Here is a 15,191-nt window from a genome sequence, read left to right on the forward strand (position 1 = left end):
TGGGCCTAGATGATAAAAAACTAGCTGAATTTGCACGCAAAGGCTATTTGGAGCTAGCGTTTTTCCACCTAAAAAGCCTAAGCAATCTACAAACCCTAGACGATAAAATCATGGCAAAAGACGCGCCAAAAAGCAATTAAAGAGCGAATTTAAAGGAAATTTAATGATACCATTTAGCGATGAAGAGCTTTTAAATCCTGTCAAGGCTAGCCTCGATACTATCCGCCCAATGCTACAAAACGACGGCGGCGATATGGAGCTTCGTGGCATTAAAAACGGCGTTGTGTATGTCACGCTAACAGGACATTGTCATGGTTGCGCTGCTAGCGGACAGACGCTGAAATTTGGCGTAGAAAGACAGCTTCGTATGGATATCCACCCAGAACTTAGCGTCGTAAATATCCCACAAGGCGAGAATTTTGAGCTATAAATCAAAAGGACTAAACGCCCTAAAATCTGGCAAATTTGAGTTTGCTAAAACATTTTTTGCCCTAGCGCAAGAGCAAAAACCAAGCGACGAGCTTTTGTTTTTAATCGAGCTTTGCGATTTGGGGCTTAGCGAGCCAGAAGAGGCCTTGATGCTGTATGAGTTTTACACCCTAAAACCTAAGCCAAAACCTAGCGTTTTGTTTCGAATTTTAAACTCAATTAACGAAAAAATCGCTAAGAAAAATGCTGAAATTTCAAAGAAATTTTCAGATGAGGCAGAGGGGATAGACGCGATTTTATACAAAGATTTCATGCGCGCTGTAAAGGAGAGTGGAAGCTTCAAAAATGTCTTTGAGAGCGTGATTTTCTCGTCAAAAATCGCGGTTGAGAACAAAGACGAGATGATTGAGTTTTTGCAAAATTTGCTTGCAAATGGATTTGATGAAATTTGCATTAATTATATCGAGGCGAGTTCGGAGCATTTCGCTGGGGATTTGCGCCTAGATGAGATTATAAAAAAGATAAAAAATGAAAATAGGGATTAAAAATAGTTTTATCACCGATAATTCGGGCGAGTGCGAGAGCGGGTGCTATTTTGTGCAAACTAGCGCAAATGCCAAATTTAGCGCACAAGCCGAGCAAAACGGCGCACAAATCATTTCTATTAGCGAAGCAAAGGCGCTTTTAGGGATTGATGAGAGTATCAAAATCGTAGGCATTACCGGCACCAACGGCAAGACCACGACCGCTGCACTGATTTATTCTATGCTTTTGGATTTGGGGTATTCTGTGGGGCTGTGTGGCACCAGGGGGGCTTTCATAAACGATAAAAGAATCGATGAAAAGGGGCTTACGACAAGCTCTGTTTTTAAAACGATGAGTTATTTGTGGGAGGCCTCCAAACAAAAGTGCGAATTTTTCGTCATGGAGGTTAGTTCTCACGCAATCGCGCAAAACCGCATTGAAGGGCTAAATTTCGCGCTTAAAATTTTTACAAATTTAAGCCAAGACCATTTGGATTATCATAAAACTATGAGTGAATACGCCGCGGTAAAAAGCTTGTTTTTCGCCGATGAGAGCGCAAAGCTTATCAACAAAGACGACGGCCATATCGAATTTAATCTAAAAAATGCCCTAACTTATGGCGTGAAAAATCCAGCCACTTTTAGCGTGCTAGCTTACAGCGTAAAAGGCGCAATCGACGCTATGATAAAAACTCCAAATGGTGAGTTTGAAATTTCTAGCGAATTAATCGGCGAATTTAACCTTTACAACGCCCTAGCAGCCTTTGGCGCAGTTAAAATGCTAACTAATAAAAATGAAAAAGATATCGCAAAGGCAATGTCAAATTTCGCAGGTGTTGAGGGTAGGGTGCAAGTAGTAGCTAAAAATCCCCTTGTCATCGTGGATTTCGCGCACACGCCAGATGGGATCGAAAAGGTGCTAAATGCGCTCAAAGATAACGAACTAATCGTGGTTTTTGGCGCAGGTGGCGACAGAGATCCTCTAAAACGCCCATTAATGGGGGCTATGGTGGAGCATTTCGCTAAATTTGCAATCATCACTAGCGATAATCCACGAAGCGAAGATCCACAAAAAATCATCGCCCAAATCGAAGAGGGTATGCGAGATAAAGAAAAAATCATAAAAATTGCAGATCGAAAAGAGGCGATTAAAAAAGCGATAAATTTGGCGCAAAATGGCGAAGCGGTCGTGATTTTGGGCAAGGGCGATGAAACATACCAAGAGATAAAGGGTGTAAAATATCCATTTAGCGATAAAGATGTCGTTTTAGAGATTTTAAAGGAGCAAAAATGAAAATAACAATGCTTCAAAGCAAAATTCACAGAGCCCGTGTAACGGACGCAAATTTAAATTATGTCGGCTCGATTACGATTGATAGGGAGCTTTTGAAGGCCAGCGGCATGATTGAGTTTCAAAAGGTTGAAATTTTAAATATCAACAATGGCGAGCGATTTAGCACATATATCATCGAGGGCGAGAAAAAGGGCGAGATTTGCCTAAATGGCGCGGCTGCACGCAAGGTTTGTGTGGGCGATGTGGTAATCATCGTAAGTTATGCTGATATGAAACCTGAGGAAGCGAAAAAATTTAGGCCAAAAATCGTGCATGTAAATGAAAAAAATGAGATTGTGGAGTAAGAGATGTTTGAGGGAATGGATTTTTCTAAAATGGGCGAAATGATCGAGCAAATGCAAGAAAAGGCAAAGCAGATCCAAGAAGAAAACGCCAAAAAAGAATTTAGCGTCAAAGTCGGCGCTGGTATGGTCGCTATCAAAATCAACGGCGCTGGCGAGGTTTTGGATGTGGAGATCGACGATAGCCTTTTGGAGGATAAAGATAGCTTGCAAATTTTGCTAATCTCAGCGATAAATGACGCCGTAAAACTCATAGAAAACGAAAAGAAAAACGCCGCAACTGCCATGCTAGGTGGTCTTGGCGGACTAGGCGGATTTGGCGCGAACTAGGAATAAAAATGGAAATTTTAAAGGAATTTAAAGAGTATTTGCGCGAAAACCCACTTCAAGCGCCTAGCTTTCACCCATATTTCGAAGAGGCGTTAAATTATATGTTGGGTGCTGGCGGGAAGCATTTTCGCGCTCAACTGCTTCTTGGCGTGGTCGCTGCTGCAAATAAAGATAAATTTGCAGACGCCCTGCCTGTCGCAAAAGCCCTAGAAATGGTGCATACATACTCGCTAATCCATGATGATTTACCCGCTATGGACAATGCTGATTTTAGGCGCTCTCATCAAACCATACACAAAAAATACGATGAGGTTACAGCGATACTCGTGGGCGACGCGTTAAATACTGACGCTTTTTTGGTGATTTCTAAGTCAAATTTAAGCGCAGATATTAAGGTAAAATGTGTTGAAATTTTAGCCAAAAATGCTGGTTCGGCGGGCATGGTTTTGGGTCAAGCGATTGATTGTTATTTTGAGAAAAAACACCTAGAAATATCAGATTTAAAATTTTTGCACCTTCATAAAACAGGCGCCCTAATAGCCGCTTCGTTTGAATTAGGCGCTGTTATTGCGGGTTTGGGCGATGAAAAGGCAAGGAAATTTTATGGCGTCGGGCTAAATTTGGGACTAGCTTTTCAGATACAAGATGACATTATCGATGCTACGCAAAGCTCCCAAACCGCAGGAAAGCCTACTATGCACGATGGGGATAAAAATTCTTTTACAAATTTACTCGGCGTCGAACGCGCCAAAGAGTATAAAAACTCACTCATTTCGCAAATCGAAGAAAGTATGAGCGACGAGAGTGAAAATTTGCAAAATTTAGTATCAAATTTGATAAACAAATATCTGAAAGGATAAAAATGAGAAGTAAAATTTCAAACACCATTAAATTTTTGAGTGCGGATATGATCCAAAAGGCTAATTCTGGCCACCCAGGCACTCCTATGGGGCTAAGCGATGTGATGAGCGTGCTTATGGAAAAGCTAGTGCATAATCCAAAAAACCCAAACTGGCTAAACCGCGATCGCCTCGTGTTTTCCGGCGGTCATGCAAGTGCTTTGGTGTATAGCTATCTATATCTGAGTGGCTATGATATCGCGCTGGAAGATTTGAAAAATTTCCGTCAGCTCCACTCCAAAACCCCAGGTCACCCAGAAATCACAACCCCTGGCGTAGAAATCGCCACAGGTCCGCTAGGTCAAGGCGTAGCAAACGCTGTGGGCTTTGCAATGGCGGCAAAATACGCTGCAAATTTGCTAAATGACGAAAACACAAAGGTAATCGATCATAAAATTTATTGCCTTTGTGGGGACGGCGATTTAGAGGAAGGTATCAGCTACGAAGCATGCGCGCTGGCAGGTTGCCACAGCTTAGATAATCTCGTCATTATCTACGATAGCAACAAAATTACAATTGATGGCTCAACTTCGATTGCGTGGGACGAGGATATCAAGGTTCGCTTCGAAGCCCAAGGCTTCGAGGTGGCTCGCATAGACGGACACAATTTCGATCAAATCGAATTTGCCCTAGATGAGGCCAAAAACAAAACCAAACCATACCTAATCATCGCAAATACCGCTATCGGCAAGGGCGCATTAGAGTTAGAAGGTAGCCACAAAACTCACGGCGCACCTTTGGGTGAGGATCTCATAAAAAGAGCCAAAGAGGCACTGGGCTTTAATCCGGACGAGAGTTTTAGCGTGAGCGAAGATGTGCTTTTCGCCACTCGCGCAGCCGTAGAAAAGGGCGATTTGGCTGAGAAACTATGGAACGAAAAAATCGCAAATTTAAGCGCAGAGAAGAAAAATTTATTAAACTCACTTCAAAATCCAAATTTTGACGCTATACAATTCCCTGATTTTAGCGGTCAAAAGGTCGCTACACGCGATAGCAATGGCAAAATTTTAAACGCAATTGCGGCCGCGCTTCCTAGCTTCATAGGCGGAAGCGCAGACCTGGCAGCGTCGAATAAAACAGAGCTTAAAGGCTTTGGCGACTTCCCGTATGGCAAAAATTTCCACTTCGGGATCCGCGAACACTCAATGGCTGCGATAAACAACGCTATTGCCAGATACGGGCTGTTTATCCCATTTTCTGCGACATTTTTTATTTTTAGCGACTATCTCAAAAATAGCGCTAGAATGGCGGCACTTATGAGCCTAAGGCACTATTTTGTTTTCACTCACGATAGTATCGGCGTAGGCGAGGACGGCCCGACTCACGAGCCAATCGAGCAACTCTCAACCTTCCGCGCAATGCCGAATTTCTACACCTTCCGTCCGGCTGACGGCAACGAAAATGTAGAGTGCTGGCGCGCAGCACTTGCCACAAACGCCCCTGCTGCCTTTGTTTGCTCGCGCCAAGGCTTAGAGGCTTTGCCAAAGGCTGTATTTGGTGAGGCAAAAAACGGCGCGTATTTAATCAAAGAGTGCGAAAACGCCGATATCACGCTAGTAGCTAGCGGTAGCGAAGTAGGAATCTGCCTAAAAGCCGCCGCGCTTTTACAAAGCGAAAATATCAGAGCAAATGTCGTCAGTGCGCCTTGTTTTGAGCTTTTGTGCGAACAAAGCGAAGAATATAGGGCTAGAATTTTCAAAGGCAAAGTCCTAGCCGTCGAGGCCGCAAGTGCGCTAGAATGGTATAAATTCGCTGATGAAATTTTAGGTATGAAGAGCTTTGGCGAGAGCGCACCAGCTGGCGAGCTATTCAAACTTTTTGGTTTTAGCGATCTAAATGTCGCAAACGAAGCAAAAAAACTATTAAATAGATAATCCAAAATTTAGCCAAATTTCAAAATTTGGCTAAATTTCACTAAATTTTATTTGCAATCGCTTGGCGAAATTACGATAGAAGCTAGGTTAGCATCAATCACGGGCAGGGTGTAGCGCCACTCCATGGCGATTTCGTTATCTCTGTATTCGGCTAGCTCCTCGGCCTTGCAGTAAAGCTCCAAAAGCTCGCCACTTTTCAAAACCAAATTCGAGCGCAATTTATCCTCGATTTGGCTGATTTTTTCCATTGCATCTGGCGGAAGATCGAATTCATAGTAGTGCGTCAAAAGATTGTCTTGGCAGGTTATGTCGCTATAAATCACAACGCCGTTTTTGTATGGCAAATCCTTTTTGCTAGCCTTGATTAGCGCGATAGTTTCGGCGTTTTGGCATTTATCGGCGTTTTCTTGTGCGCTTTTATTTTGGCTTGGAGCCGATAAAATTATCGTTTGCGTGGAAGTGGCTGGCGCCTCTGCCGTCTCGGGCTCACTTGGCGCGAGATTTTTTGTATTTGGCTTGTTTGAAACACTCGGCGCGCTTTTTTCTTGCGCGAAATTTGACGCTTCTAACCTCTCTGGCGCGCTTGCAATTTCACCCAAGCCATCTTTGCTCGCATCAAAAACAGCTGGCGTATTAGGCACGGCTAGCGTGGTAGAATTTATAGGTTTTGTCGGTGTTGCGGAGTTTGCGGCGGCGATTTTGTCAAATTCGCGCGAAATTTCTAGCTCTATGGAATCATTTTTTTTCGTGTTTGCTAAGCGCTGTTTTCTCTTTTTTTTCTCCTCCCCGCACCCCGCTAAAAGCACCAAAAGACTAGCCAAAACTAGAAATTTTCTCATAAATTTCCTTTTTTTAAATTTTGCAAGAATTATAACGATTTAGGCTTAAATTTGTAATAGCAAAATTTAGCCAAATTTAATATATGATTAAAATAAATTTACCACGGGAGTGTATAATCCTCGCATTTTATCTCATTTTAAAGGAGTTTTAATGAAAAAATCTCTACTTAGCTTTAGCGTAGCTGCGATGATTGCGCTTAGTGGTTGCTCTAACAAATCGGAAACTTTGGGACCTGATGTCTATGACGAGCATGGATTAAACCAAGAACAAAACGCCAAAACTATCCAAATTCTCTCAATTGTCCCAGCTAAGGTCAGGGTCGATAATACCGAAAACAAACGCCTAGCCCAAGCCGCAGGTGGCGTAGTAGGCGCTGTGGGCGGAGCTGTGCTAGGTCATAAAATGGGCGGTCGCCACGAAACAGGCGGAGCTGTGGCTGGTGGCGCGATAGGTGGCGTGCTAGGAGCAGGAGCAGGATCGATGGTAAGCGATACCAAGGTAATTGATGCTGTGACAATCACATACAAAGAGGGCAAATCGCTTAAAAGCTCGACACAAGCAGGTCGCGTGTGCCAGTATGCTAATGGCGAAGCGTTGATGATTTCATCATACTCTGGCGAGACGAGAATCCAGCCAAACGCGGTGTGCGCTGATTAAATTTAGCCGAATTTACCCGTGAAATTTACGGGTAAATTCCACTTTGCAAAAAATCTAAAATTTACAAATTTTTATTAAAATATAGAACAAATTTCAAAATTTAGGATTACAATGAAACTTCAAATGTCCCTAATCTCGGCTGCTTGCGTGGTGATAATCATAGCAGGACTTAAAGCTGCTGGCTCGATTATCGTGCCGTTTTTGCTAGCGATTTTTATCACGGTTTTGATTTCGCCACTAATGTTATCTATCCAAAAATTGCGCGTAGGGCGATTGTTTAGCTTTTTGATTGTGGTTTTGGGATTTCTTGGCGTTATGGGATTTATGGGCGATATCGTATTTAAGGCGGTCAGAGAGTTTTCGGCGCAGTTACCAGAGCTGGGGGCGAAATTTAATCAAGTTCTAGGTGGCGCGCAAGAGCGGTTGAATAATTACGGCATTGATTTTGACCTAGCTAGTCTTGGTGCTGAGCCCTCTGAAATGGTATCTCGCGCGACAGCTGTGGCGAAAAAAACAGGCGGAATTGTAAGCACCGGGTTTTTTGTCTTTATTTTGGTCTCGTTTATGGTCTTTGAAAGCTCGGTAATCGATGCGAAAATCAAATATTTTTCCGCACGCAACCGCGGTATGCATAAATTTATGAAAAAATTTGCCCCAAGCCTGAAAAAATATCTACTTATTAAAACGATTTCAAGTGCCACGACAGGCGCGCTAATCGGGCTTTGTCTGTGGCTACTTGGCGTGCCGTATGCTGCGCTTTGGGGGATAGTAGCCTTTATGCTAAATTATATCCCTACAATCGGCTCTATAATCGCCGTTTTTCCGACACTTTTTGTAACCTTGGCGACAATGGATTTAAGCGTGAGTATTTGGGTCGTGGCGATCTATCTCATCGTAAATGTCGTCATCGGAAATATCATCGAACCGCGCTTCATGGGCGAGGGGTTGGGGCTTTCGACACTAAGCGTGCTTGGAGGTCTTCTTCTTTGGGGATTTGTCTTTGGTGTGGGGGGTATGTTTTTGGCTGTGCCACTTACTATGAGCATACAAATCGCGCTAAATTCGAACGAACGCACGAAATCTATCGCTACGCTTTTAAGCAATAAAATTGAGCATTAAATTTTAAAATTTCAAATTTCGCTAGGGAAATCCTAGCGAAATTTAGCTATTAAACATAGCCTTGATCTATCATTGCATCGGCTACTTTGCGGAAGCCTGCGATATTTGAGCCAAGAACTAAGTTGCCCTCATCGCCGAATTCTTTCGAAGTTTCATAGCTAGTGCGGAAGATATGCCTCATAATCTCGTGTAATCTGCCATCGACCTCCTCGAAACTCCATGATTCAAGTTGCGCATTTTGCATCATTTCTAAGCCACTTGTCGCCACGCCACCAGCATTTGCTGCCTTTGCAGGGCCAAATAAAAAGTCTTTTTGAGCTAACATAAAATCAATCGCAGCTAGCGTGCTAGGCATGTTTGCCCCCTCGCATACAAGGCGACATCCGTTTGCGTATAGGGTTTTGGCGTCCTCTAAGCTTAGCTCGTTTTGTGTAGCGCTTGGGAAGGCTGCGTCGCATTTGACGCTCCATACGCCGTTTCTACCCTCTGGATACTCGCTAACTGGGGTAAATTTAGCGTTTTTGCGCTCTTTGGTGTATTCAGCTAGTCCTACTCTAAGCTCCTCTTTTAGCTTTTTTAGAAGTGCTAAATCAATACCATCTGGATCGTAGATAAAGCCGGTAGAATCGCTAACGGTAACTGGTTTGGCTTCTAGTTGATATAGTTTTTCGACTGTGTATATTGCCACATTTCCAGCACCTGAGATTGCGCAGACTTTGCCACGAAGCGCTTCGCCTTTTTTAGCTAGCATTTCTTGTGCGAAATACACTGAGCCATATCCTGTGGCTTGCGTGCGAGCTAGGCTTCCGCCCCATGCTAGGCCTTTTCCAGTCAAGGCTCCGTCGAATCTACGAGTGATTTTTTTGTATGCGCCATACATATAGCCGATCTCTCTACCGCCCACGCCGATATCGCCGGCTGGGACATCTGTATTTTCGCTAATAAGTCTGTGAAGCTCTAACATAAATGCTTGGCAAAATCTCATAATCTCGCCGTCGCTTTTGCCTTTTGGATCGAAATTTGCGCCACCTTTGCCGCCGCCGATATTAACGCCTGTGAGTGAATTTTTGAAAATTTGCTCGAAACCTAAAAATTTCAAAACACCCATATTTACGCTAGGGTGAAATCTAAGGCCACCTTTGTATGGGCCAAGTGCTGAGTTAAACTCGACGCGGTATCCCGTATGCACGCAAGGCTCGCCACGATCGTTTGTATAGACTACGCGAAAGCTTAGGCTTCTCTCTGGCACGGTGATTCGCTCTAAAATTCTGTGTTTTGTGTATTTTTCTTCGCGCTCGATTAGGGGAGCAAGAGAGTTGAAAATTTCAGTCGCTGCTTGTATAAAAACTTCTTCGCCTGGATTTTGCTCTTTTAGGTTGTTTAACAACCCTGCCACATAACTATTCATATCTCCTCCTTAAATTGGTTTATAATTAAATTTGCTTGCTTTTTTTAGGAAAATTTTAAGTGCGCGCCTCTCGCGCGCGCCGACTTTGTAGCTTATGAGTTGGAGGTATTCTAAGATGTCTTTTTCAGCAATTCCTCTGCTTCTAGCGTATTTGATGAGGATATATTGTGGGATTTTGACCTTAGTGCGTAAAAACGCCTCGGTAAGTTTGGCGTAAATTTCGTGATTTTTAACCGAGCATAAAATTCCAAAAACAAATGGCAAATTTGTGTTTTTGTGCCAAATTTCGCCCAAATCGTAAAATTTCTCCTCCCCTTGCGATAAAATCGCACGCAGTGCGTTATCACCGATGATGACCTCGCCATTAATGCCTAAAATTCGCGAGAGCATATTTGAGCTCATCGAGGCTGGATCTAGGCGCGGGGTGCTAGCTTTGCGCACGAGCACGCTTTTTACCTTTTTTTGGGCGACTATGCCAAGAGGGTGGGTGGAGTATTTTTTGTGGCGGGATTCTATGCTAGAAATCACGGCCGCATCGACACGCATTGCGCGCAAATCGCGACAGAGCTTGCTAGGGACACCTTTTTTGAGTTCTATGAATTTTTTGGTATGCGCTGGCAAAGGTAGAGATTTTAAATACACATGAAAAGGGAGTAAATTTAAATAATCTATCTTGCCAAATCGCATCCATATTCCTATTTTAAAATTCGTAAATTATATTACTATTTTTGTAAGAAAAAGTTAAAATTTTAAAATTAATAAAACTAATAAATTTTGCCACCAAAGAGGTGGCAAAATTTGGATTAATCGGCTTGTGAGATTGAGAGTGAGTTGTATTTGCTAAACTCGACTATGCCCTCGCCACCCTCTTTGAAGTGGATACTCACGCCTTTGTCATTTTCCATGTAAATTCCGCTAGCTGAGCGTTGGCGAGTTAGGTTGTGAGTTTTGCCCTCGCTATCAGTCAAAACCGCTGTATCAAACAAATCGTTTGAAGCTAGGCTTAGTTTTTTGCCATTTTCGGTTTTGAAATTTAGCACTTCCATTTTGGCAGTTGCAGCGGTGTGGTTTTGCTCGTTAATCGCGTCCTCTGGGGATTGGCGAAGCTGCTTTGAGGCGCAACCTGCCAAAAGTAAAAGTGCAGCCGCGCATGAGAGAATTTTGCTCATTTTCTATCCTTTTAAAATGAAATTTTACGCAAGAAATCTTGCAAACGCGCAATTATAGTCAAAATTTTTATTTTAAAAGTAAATAAAACTTTACTATTTTCTACGATTTGCCTAAATTTGCATTGATTTCATCAATCAGCGATTTTCGCGTCTCCCAAAGCCTAGCCGATAAATCTACTTTGTAGGTTTGCGGGTGGATATTTCGCAGGTATTCGCACCAAAATTTCGCCTTGGCCTTGCGCGAAAATTCGGCGATTTGCATGACGGATTTTTTCTCGCCGACAAATTTACCATGGACAAACACAGGCTTTAACATAGCCTTTGCGCTGAAATTTTCGAGTTTTTTGCGCTTGTAGGTGTAGAGTGGGTGGAAGATTTCAAGCGGTGCGCCTTCATCGATACTTTCATTTTCAAGCGTGATTAAATCCGCTAGTGCCATGCCACTATCTCTGTCATAGAGCCTGAAAAACTGCTTGTAGCCGGGGTTGTTTATCTTGCGTGGGTCGTTTGAAATTTTAATCTTTGGCAAAATTTCGCCCTCTTTTTCGATACCACTTAGCTTATAAACGCCGCCAAGGCTTGAACTATCGCCACCTGTGATTAATCTCGTGCCAATGCCCCAGCTATCGATTTTAGCGTCAAAAAGTTTGAGCTGATCGATCGCGTATTCGTCCAAATCGTTGCTGGCTGTGATTTTGGCATCCTTAAATCCAGCGTTATCAAGCATTTTGCGAGATTGTTTGGTCAGATACTCCAAATCGCCAGAATCAATGCGGATTCCAAGCGGTTTGTGACCTTGTTCGCGAAGTTCTTCAAAAACCTTAATCGCATTTGGCACGCCAGAATTTAGTGTATCGTAGGTATCGACGAGCAAAAGCGCGGAGTCTGGGTAAATTTTGGCGTAAGCGCGAAAGGCCTCGATTTCGCTAGGAAAGCTTCCAATCCACGCATGAGAGTGCGTGCCGATAGCTGGTATGTCAAAAATTTTGGCAGCCAAAACATTTGAAGTAGCCACGCAACCGCCTATTATAGCGGCCTTTGCGCCAAAAATCGCAGCACTTTTATCCTGCGCTCTGCGAAGCCCAAACTCCATTACGCTACCCTCTCCTGCGCTGAAATTTATGCGCGAGCTTTTGGTAGCGATTAGGGTTTGGAAATTTATGGTGTTCAAAATCGCAGTTTCGATTAACTGCGCCTCGATTATATTTGCTTTGACGCGGATTAGTGGCTCGTGTGGAAATACGACCTCGCCCTCATCGACAGCGTAAATTTCACCACTAAATTTAAAATTTTCAAGGTAGGCTAAAAATTCCTCCTTAAAACTCCCAAGCGAGCGCAAATACGCTATATCATCACTGCTAAAATGCAAATTCTCTATATAATCCACCACTTCGCTCATACCGCAAAATATCGCGTAACCGCCACTGCATGGGTTTTTGCGGTAATACATATCAAAAACTGCGACTTCGTGCGGTTTTAAGAAAAAATATCCTTGCATCATTGTGAGTTGATAAAAATCAGTAAGTAGGGCTAAATTTGATGAATTTTCGAAATTTTGCATTTTTTTGATACCTTAAATTTTGAAATTTCCCGAAAAACGGGAAATTTCGATTATTTTGATTGTAAAGATTTTTTGTAAGCCTCGAAATCGAAATTGCTTACTCTTGCTACGCCATCATCTACGGCAGCTTTTGCAACAGCAGCTGAAATGATAGCAAAAACGCGTGGATCAAATGGATTTGGGATAATATAATCTCGTCCAAATTTCAAATCCTTTTTGCCTAGCATTTTTAGCACATCTGGGTGGATTGGCTCGCGGGCTAGCTCTGCCATAGCGCGAGAAGCGGCTAGTTTCATATTTTCGGTGATTTTTTTGGCCTTTACATCTAGCGCACCACGGAAAATGTAAGGGAAGCCCAAAACATTGTTGATTTGGTTAGCAAAGTCGCTTCTGCCAGTGCCTACGATCGCATCGTCCCTCACGGCATGCACCTCATCTGGGTAGATTTCAGGCACAGGGTTAGCCAGAGCGAAGATTATCGGCGTTGGCGCCATTGATTTTACCATTTCGGCTGTTACGACGCCTGGTTTGCTAAGGCCAAGAAACATATCAGCCCCCCTCATCGCATCTGCTAGGCTTCTATCGTTTGTGTCGATAGCAAATTCCATTTTTTGCGGGTTCAAATCGTTTCTGCCAGTATGAATTACGCCTTTTGAATCAAGCATAATTACATTTTTTGCGCCAAGGCTTTTATAGAGTTTCGCGCACGCAATACCTGCTGCACCTGCTCCTGAGACTACGATTTTCATATCTTCGATTTTTTTGCCACTGATGTAGGCTGCGTTGATTAATCCAGCACCTGTAATCATCGCTGTGCCGTGCTGATCATCGTGCATGACAGGGATATCGACGGCATTTTGTAGCTCTTTTTCGATTTCAAAGCACTCAGGAGCTTTGATATCCTCTAAATTTATTCCACCAAATGTCGGCGAGATAGCCTTGCAAATTTCGACTATTTTTTTAGGGTCTGTTTCGTTGATTTCGATATCAAAGGCATCTACGCCAGCAAATTTTTTAAACAAAACCGCTTTTCCTTCCATTACTGGCTTTCCTGCGATTGCGCCTATATCTCCTAGCCCTAAAACGGCCGTTCCGTTTGTGATAACTGCGACAAGATTTGATTTGTTGGTGTATTTGTATGCTAGCTCATTATCGGCCTCAATCACCTTGCAAGGCTCGGCCACACCCGGCGTGTATGCTAGGGTCAAATCCTCTGGTTTAGCGCATGGGGTTTTGACATTTATGCCGATTTTTCCACCGATATGATACTCTAATGCCCTTTCTTTCAAATCATTTTGTGCCATTTAAATTCCTTTCTGTAATAAGCTAGAAATTCTAGCTTTAACCTCGTCGCTACCTAAAATTTCAATCATTTCAAATATCGACGGACTTACGCTCGTTCCTGTTATGGCGACTCGCAAAGGTTGGGCTAAATCTTTTAGCTTCACTTCGTTTGCCTCCAAAAATTCCATTGTCTTCGCCTCGATTTCGCTTGCAACGAAATTTGAGGTTAAAATTTCTTGGAATTTTGCGAGTAAGGCTATCGAATTTTCGTTGATAAACTTTTTATACGCTTTTTCATCATAAATTTTTAAAGGATTGATTAAGGTTGCGATTCCGTTCGCCATTTCGGCTATGGTTTTTGCCCTCTCTTTGTATTGATCAATGATAAGCTCTTTTTTAGGGTGATTTACTATATCTACGCCAAATTCTAGCAGGTGGGCGCAGGCTTCTGTAACGCTTAAATTTTTAATGTAATGCGCATTTAGCCAATCAAGTTTGGTTTGGTTAAATGTGCTTGCACTTTTGCCGATATTATTAGGATTAAAGAGTTTTTTCATATCGTCCATGCTAAAAATTTCATCGTCCCCATGCGACCAGCCAAGGCGGACTAAGAAATTTAGCAGAGCCTGTGGCAAATAGCCCATTTTTTTGTATTCCATGACATCTGTCGCGCCGTGGCGTTTAGAGAGTTTTGAGCCGTCAGAGCCATTTATCATAGCGACATGGTAAAATTTCGGAACCTTAAATCCAAGTGCGTTATAAAGCACGATTTGTTTTGGGGTATTTGATAGGTGATCGTCGCCTCTGATGATGTCTGTAACGCCCATTAGTGCGTCATCTATAACGACCGTGAAATTATAAGTCGGTGTGCCGTCGCTTCTAGCGATGATAAAATCGTCTAAAATGTCTTTGGCTTCGAATTTCATATCGCCCTTAATTCCGTCGCTAAACTCAATCGTGCCGTCAAGTGGCGATTTTATGCGGATTACTGGCTCGATACCAACCGGCGGTGTGCCTGTGAAATCGCGATACCTATTATCGTATTTTGGGCGCTCTTTTCTGGCTTCTTGCTCGGCTCTTAGCGCGTCTAGCTCAGCCTTGCTCATATAGCATTTGTATGCTTTGCCCTCATCAAGGAGCTTTTGGACATATTCTTTGTATAAATCAAATCGTGAGCTTTGATAGACGATTTCGCCGTCGTAGTCTAGACTGCACCATTTAAATGCCTCTTCGATAGCTTTTGCAGCCTCTACCGAATTTCTTTTTAAATCCGTATCTTCAATGCGAAGCAAGAATTTGCCGTTATTTGCTCTTGCGTATAGGTATGAAAACAGCGCAGTTCTTAATCCGCCGATGTGCAAATACCCTGTCGGGCTTGGTGCGAAACGAGTTACAATCATAAATTTCCTTTTTAAAATTTTACTTTTTAATGTTATAATCGTGGGATTATAAAGCAAAAAGA

16 protein-coding genes are annotated in these 15,191 nt (G+C 42.9%); 9 read left to right on the plus strand and 7 right to left on the minus strand.

Annotated elements, in window-relative coordinates:
* The first annotated feature begins 163 nt into the window (after positions 1–163).
* Genes OFN73_RS07555 through tkt form a run of 7 tightly spaced genes read left to right on the plus strand, consistent with a single transcriptional unit; the run spans position 164 to position 5,691 of the window.
* Positions 164–430 (plus strand): NifU family protein, encoded by a 267-nt coding sequence (locus OFN73_RS07555; RefSeq protein WP_270858479.1) that lies wholly within the window; start codon positions 164–166, stop codon positions 428–430.
* Complete coding sequence (locus tag OFN73_RS07560) at positions 420–974, plus strand: histidine kinase (RefSeq protein WP_270858478.1); 555 nt, start codon at positions 420–422, stop codon at positions 972–974. Before OFN73_RS07555 ends, OFN73_RS07560 begins: the two co-directional genes overlap by 11 nt.
* On the plus strand, positions 958–2,247 hold the full coding sequence (locus OFN73_RS07565) for a UDP-N-acetylmuramoyl-L-alanyl-D-glutamate--2,6-diaminopimelate ligase (RefSeq protein ID WP_270862910.1): 1,290 nt from the start codon (positions 958–960) through the stop codon (positions 2,245–2,247). Before OFN73_RS07560 ends, OFN73_RS07565 begins: the two co-directional genes overlap by 17 nt.
* Positions 2,244–2,591, plus strand: coding sequence for an aspartate 1-decarboxylase (panD, locus tag OFN73_RS07570; protein WP_270862911.1), 348 nt, complete (start codon positions 2,244–2,246; stop codon positions 2,589–2,591). Before OFN73_RS07565 ends, panD begins: the two co-directional genes overlap by 4 nt.
* A 3-nt stretch (positions 2,592–2,594) precedes the next feature.
* Entirely contained in the window at positions 2,595–2,918 is a 324-nt protein-coding gene (locus tag OFN73_RS07575; protein WP_270858475.1) for a YbaB/EbfC family nucleoid-associated protein, read from the plus strand.
* 8 nt (positions 2,919–2,926) lie between these two features.
* Positions 2,927–3,778, plus strand: a complete 852-nt coding sequence (locus tag OFN73_RS07580; protein ID WP_270862912.1) for a polyprenyl synthetase family protein — start codon at positions 2,927–2,929, stop codon at positions 3,776–3,778.
* A gap of 2 nt (positions 3,779–3,780) precedes the next feature.
* On the plus strand, positions 3,781–5,691 hold the full coding sequence (tkt, locus tag OFN73_RS07585) for a transketolase (protein ID WP_270862913.1): 1,911 nt from the start codon (positions 3,781–3,783) through the stop codon (positions 5,689–5,691).
* 47 nt (positions 5,692–5,738) lie between these two features.
* On the opposite strand, the gene OFN73_RS07590 is transcribed toward tkt, so the two are convergent.
* On the minus strand, positions 5,739–6,530 hold the full coding sequence (locus OFN73_RS07590) for a hypothetical protein (protein WP_270862914.1): 792 nt from the start codon (positions 6,528–6,530) through the stop codon (positions 5,739–5,741).
* Positions 6,531–6,681: 151 nt separating this feature from the next.
* Here OFN73_RS07590 and OFN73_RS07595 point away from each other — a divergent pair, with 151 nt between their 5' ends.
* Positions 6,682–7,188: a glycine zipper 2TM domain-containing protein gene (locus OFN73_RS07595; protein WP_270862915.1), complete on the plus strand. Its 507-nt coding sequence runs from the start codon at positions 6,682–6,684 to the stop codon at positions 7,186–7,188.
* 111 nt (positions 7,189–7,299) lie between these two features.
* Complete coding sequence (locus OFN73_RS07600; RefSeq protein ID WP_270858470.1) at positions 7,300–8,307, plus strand: AI-2E family transporter; 1,008 nt, start codon at positions 7,300–7,302, stop codon at positions 8,305–8,307.
* 49 nt (positions 8,308–8,356) lie between these two features.
* Here OFN73_RS07600 and gdhA read toward each other — a convergent pair whose 3' ends face one another.
* From gdhA to gltX, 6 genes are all read right to left on the minus strand, one after another.
* On the minus strand, positions 8,357–9,715 hold the full coding sequence (gene gdhA / locus OFN73_RS07605; RefSeq protein ID WP_270862916.1) for an NADP-specific glutamate dehydrogenase: 1,359 nt from the start codon (positions 9,713–9,715) through the stop codon (positions 8,357–8,359).
* Positions 9,716–9,724: 9 nt separating this feature from the next.
* Complete coding sequence (locus tag OFN73_RS07610) at positions 9,725–10,402, minus strand: MqnA/MqnD/SBP family protein (RefSeq protein WP_270858468.1); 678 nt, start codon at positions 10,400–10,402, stop codon at positions 9,725–9,727.
* A gap of 116 nt (positions 10,403–10,518) precedes the next feature.
* Positions 10,519–10,884 carry a hypothetical protein gene (locus OFN73_RS07615; protein ID WP_270862917.1) on the minus strand — a complete coding sequence of 122 codons (366 nt, stop codon included), beginning with the start codon at positions 10,882–10,884 and terminating at the stop codon, positions 10,519–10,521.
* Positions 10,885–10,984: 100 nt separating this feature from the next.
* Positions 10,985–12,445, minus strand: a complete 1,461-nt coding sequence (locus OFN73_RS07620) for a nicotinate phosphoribosyltransferase (protein WP_270862918.1) — start codon at positions 12,443–12,445, stop codon at positions 10,985–10,987.
* Between the two features lie 50 nt (positions 12,446–12,495).
* Positions 12,496–13,749, minus strand: coding sequence for a malic enzyme-like NAD(P)-binding protein (locus tag OFN73_RS07625; protein ID WP_270862919.1), 1,254 nt, complete (start codon positions 13,747–13,749; stop codon positions 12,496–12,498).
* Positions 13,750–15,129, minus strand: coding sequence for a glutamate--tRNA ligase (gene gltX, locus OFN73_RS07630; RefSeq protein ID WP_270862920.1), 1,380 nt, complete (start codon positions 15,127–15,129; stop codon positions 13,750–13,752).
* Positions 15,130–15,191 lie beyond the last annotated feature (62 nt).

The sequence above is a fragment of the Campylobacter sp. JMF_14 EL1 genome (assembly GCF_027737585.1).
Lineage (GTDB): Bacteria > Campylobacterota > Campylobacteria > Campylobacterales > Campylobacteraceae > Campylobacter_B.

What these genes read in the sequence shown, in the direction of transcription:
- OFN73_RS07595 (WP_270862915.1), top strand. Translation starts at nt 6,682, where the DNA reads ATGAAAAAATCTCTACTTAGCTTTAGCGTAGCTGCGATGATTGCGCTT.
- OFN73_RS07600 (WP_270858470.1), top strand. Translation starts at nt 7,300, where the DNA reads ATGAAACTTCAAATGTCCCTAATCTCGGCTGCTTGCGTGGTGATAATC.
- OFN73_RS07575 (WP_270858475.1), top strand. Translation starts at nt 2,595, where the DNA reads ATGTTTGAGGGAATGGATTTTTCTAAAATGGGCGAAATGATCGAGCAA.
- OFN73_RS07565 (WP_270862910.1), top strand. Translation starts at nt 958, where the DNA reads ATGAAAATAGGGATTAAAAATAGTTTTATCACCGATAATTCGGGCGAG.
- OFN73_RS07620 (WP_270862918.1), bottom strand. Translation starts at nt 12,445, where the DNA reads ATGCAAAATTTCGAAAATTCATCAAATTTAGCCCTACTTACTGATTTT.
- gdhA (WP_270862916.1), bottom strand. Translation starts at nt 9,715, where the DNA reads ATGAATAGTTATGTGGCAGGGTTGTTAAACAACCTAAAAGAGCAAAAT.
- OFN73_RS07580 (WP_270862912.1), top strand. Translation starts at nt 2,927, where the DNA reads ATGGAAATTTTAAAGGAATTTAAAGAGTATTTGCGCGAAAACCCACTT.
- OFN73_RS07590 (WP_270862914.1), bottom strand. Translation starts at nt 6,530, where the DNA reads ATGAGAAAATTTCTAGTTTTGGCTAGTCTTTTGGTGCTTTTAGCGGGG.
- OFN73_RS07555 (WP_270858479.1), top strand. Translation starts at nt 164, where the DNA reads ATGATACCATTTAGCGATGAAGAGCTTTTAAATCCTGTCAAGGCTAGC.
- panD (WP_270862911.1), top strand. Translation starts at nt 2,244, where the DNA reads ATGAAAATAACAATGCTTCAAAGCAAAATTCACAGAGCCCGTGTAACG.
- OFN73_RS07615 (WP_270862917.1), bottom strand. Translation starts at nt 10,884, where the DNA reads ATGAGCAAAATTCTCTCATGCGCGGCTGCACTTTTACTTTTGGCAGGT.
- OFN73_RS07625 (WP_270862919.1), bottom strand. Translation starts at nt 13,749, where the DNA reads ATGGCACAAAATGATTTGAAAGAAAGGGCATTAGAGTATCATATCGGT.
- tkt (WP_270862913.1), top strand. Translation starts at nt 3,781, where the DNA reads ATGAGAAGTAAAATTTCAAACACCATTAAATTTTTGAGTGCGGATATG.
- OFN73_RS07610 (WP_270858468.1), bottom strand. Translation starts at nt 10,402, where the DNA reads ATGCGATTTGGCAAGATAGATTATTTAAATTTACTCCCTTTTCATGTG.
- gltX (WP_270862920.1), bottom strand. Translation starts at nt 15,129, where the DNA reads ATGATTGTAACTCGTTTCGCACCAAGCCCGACAGGGTATTTGCACATC.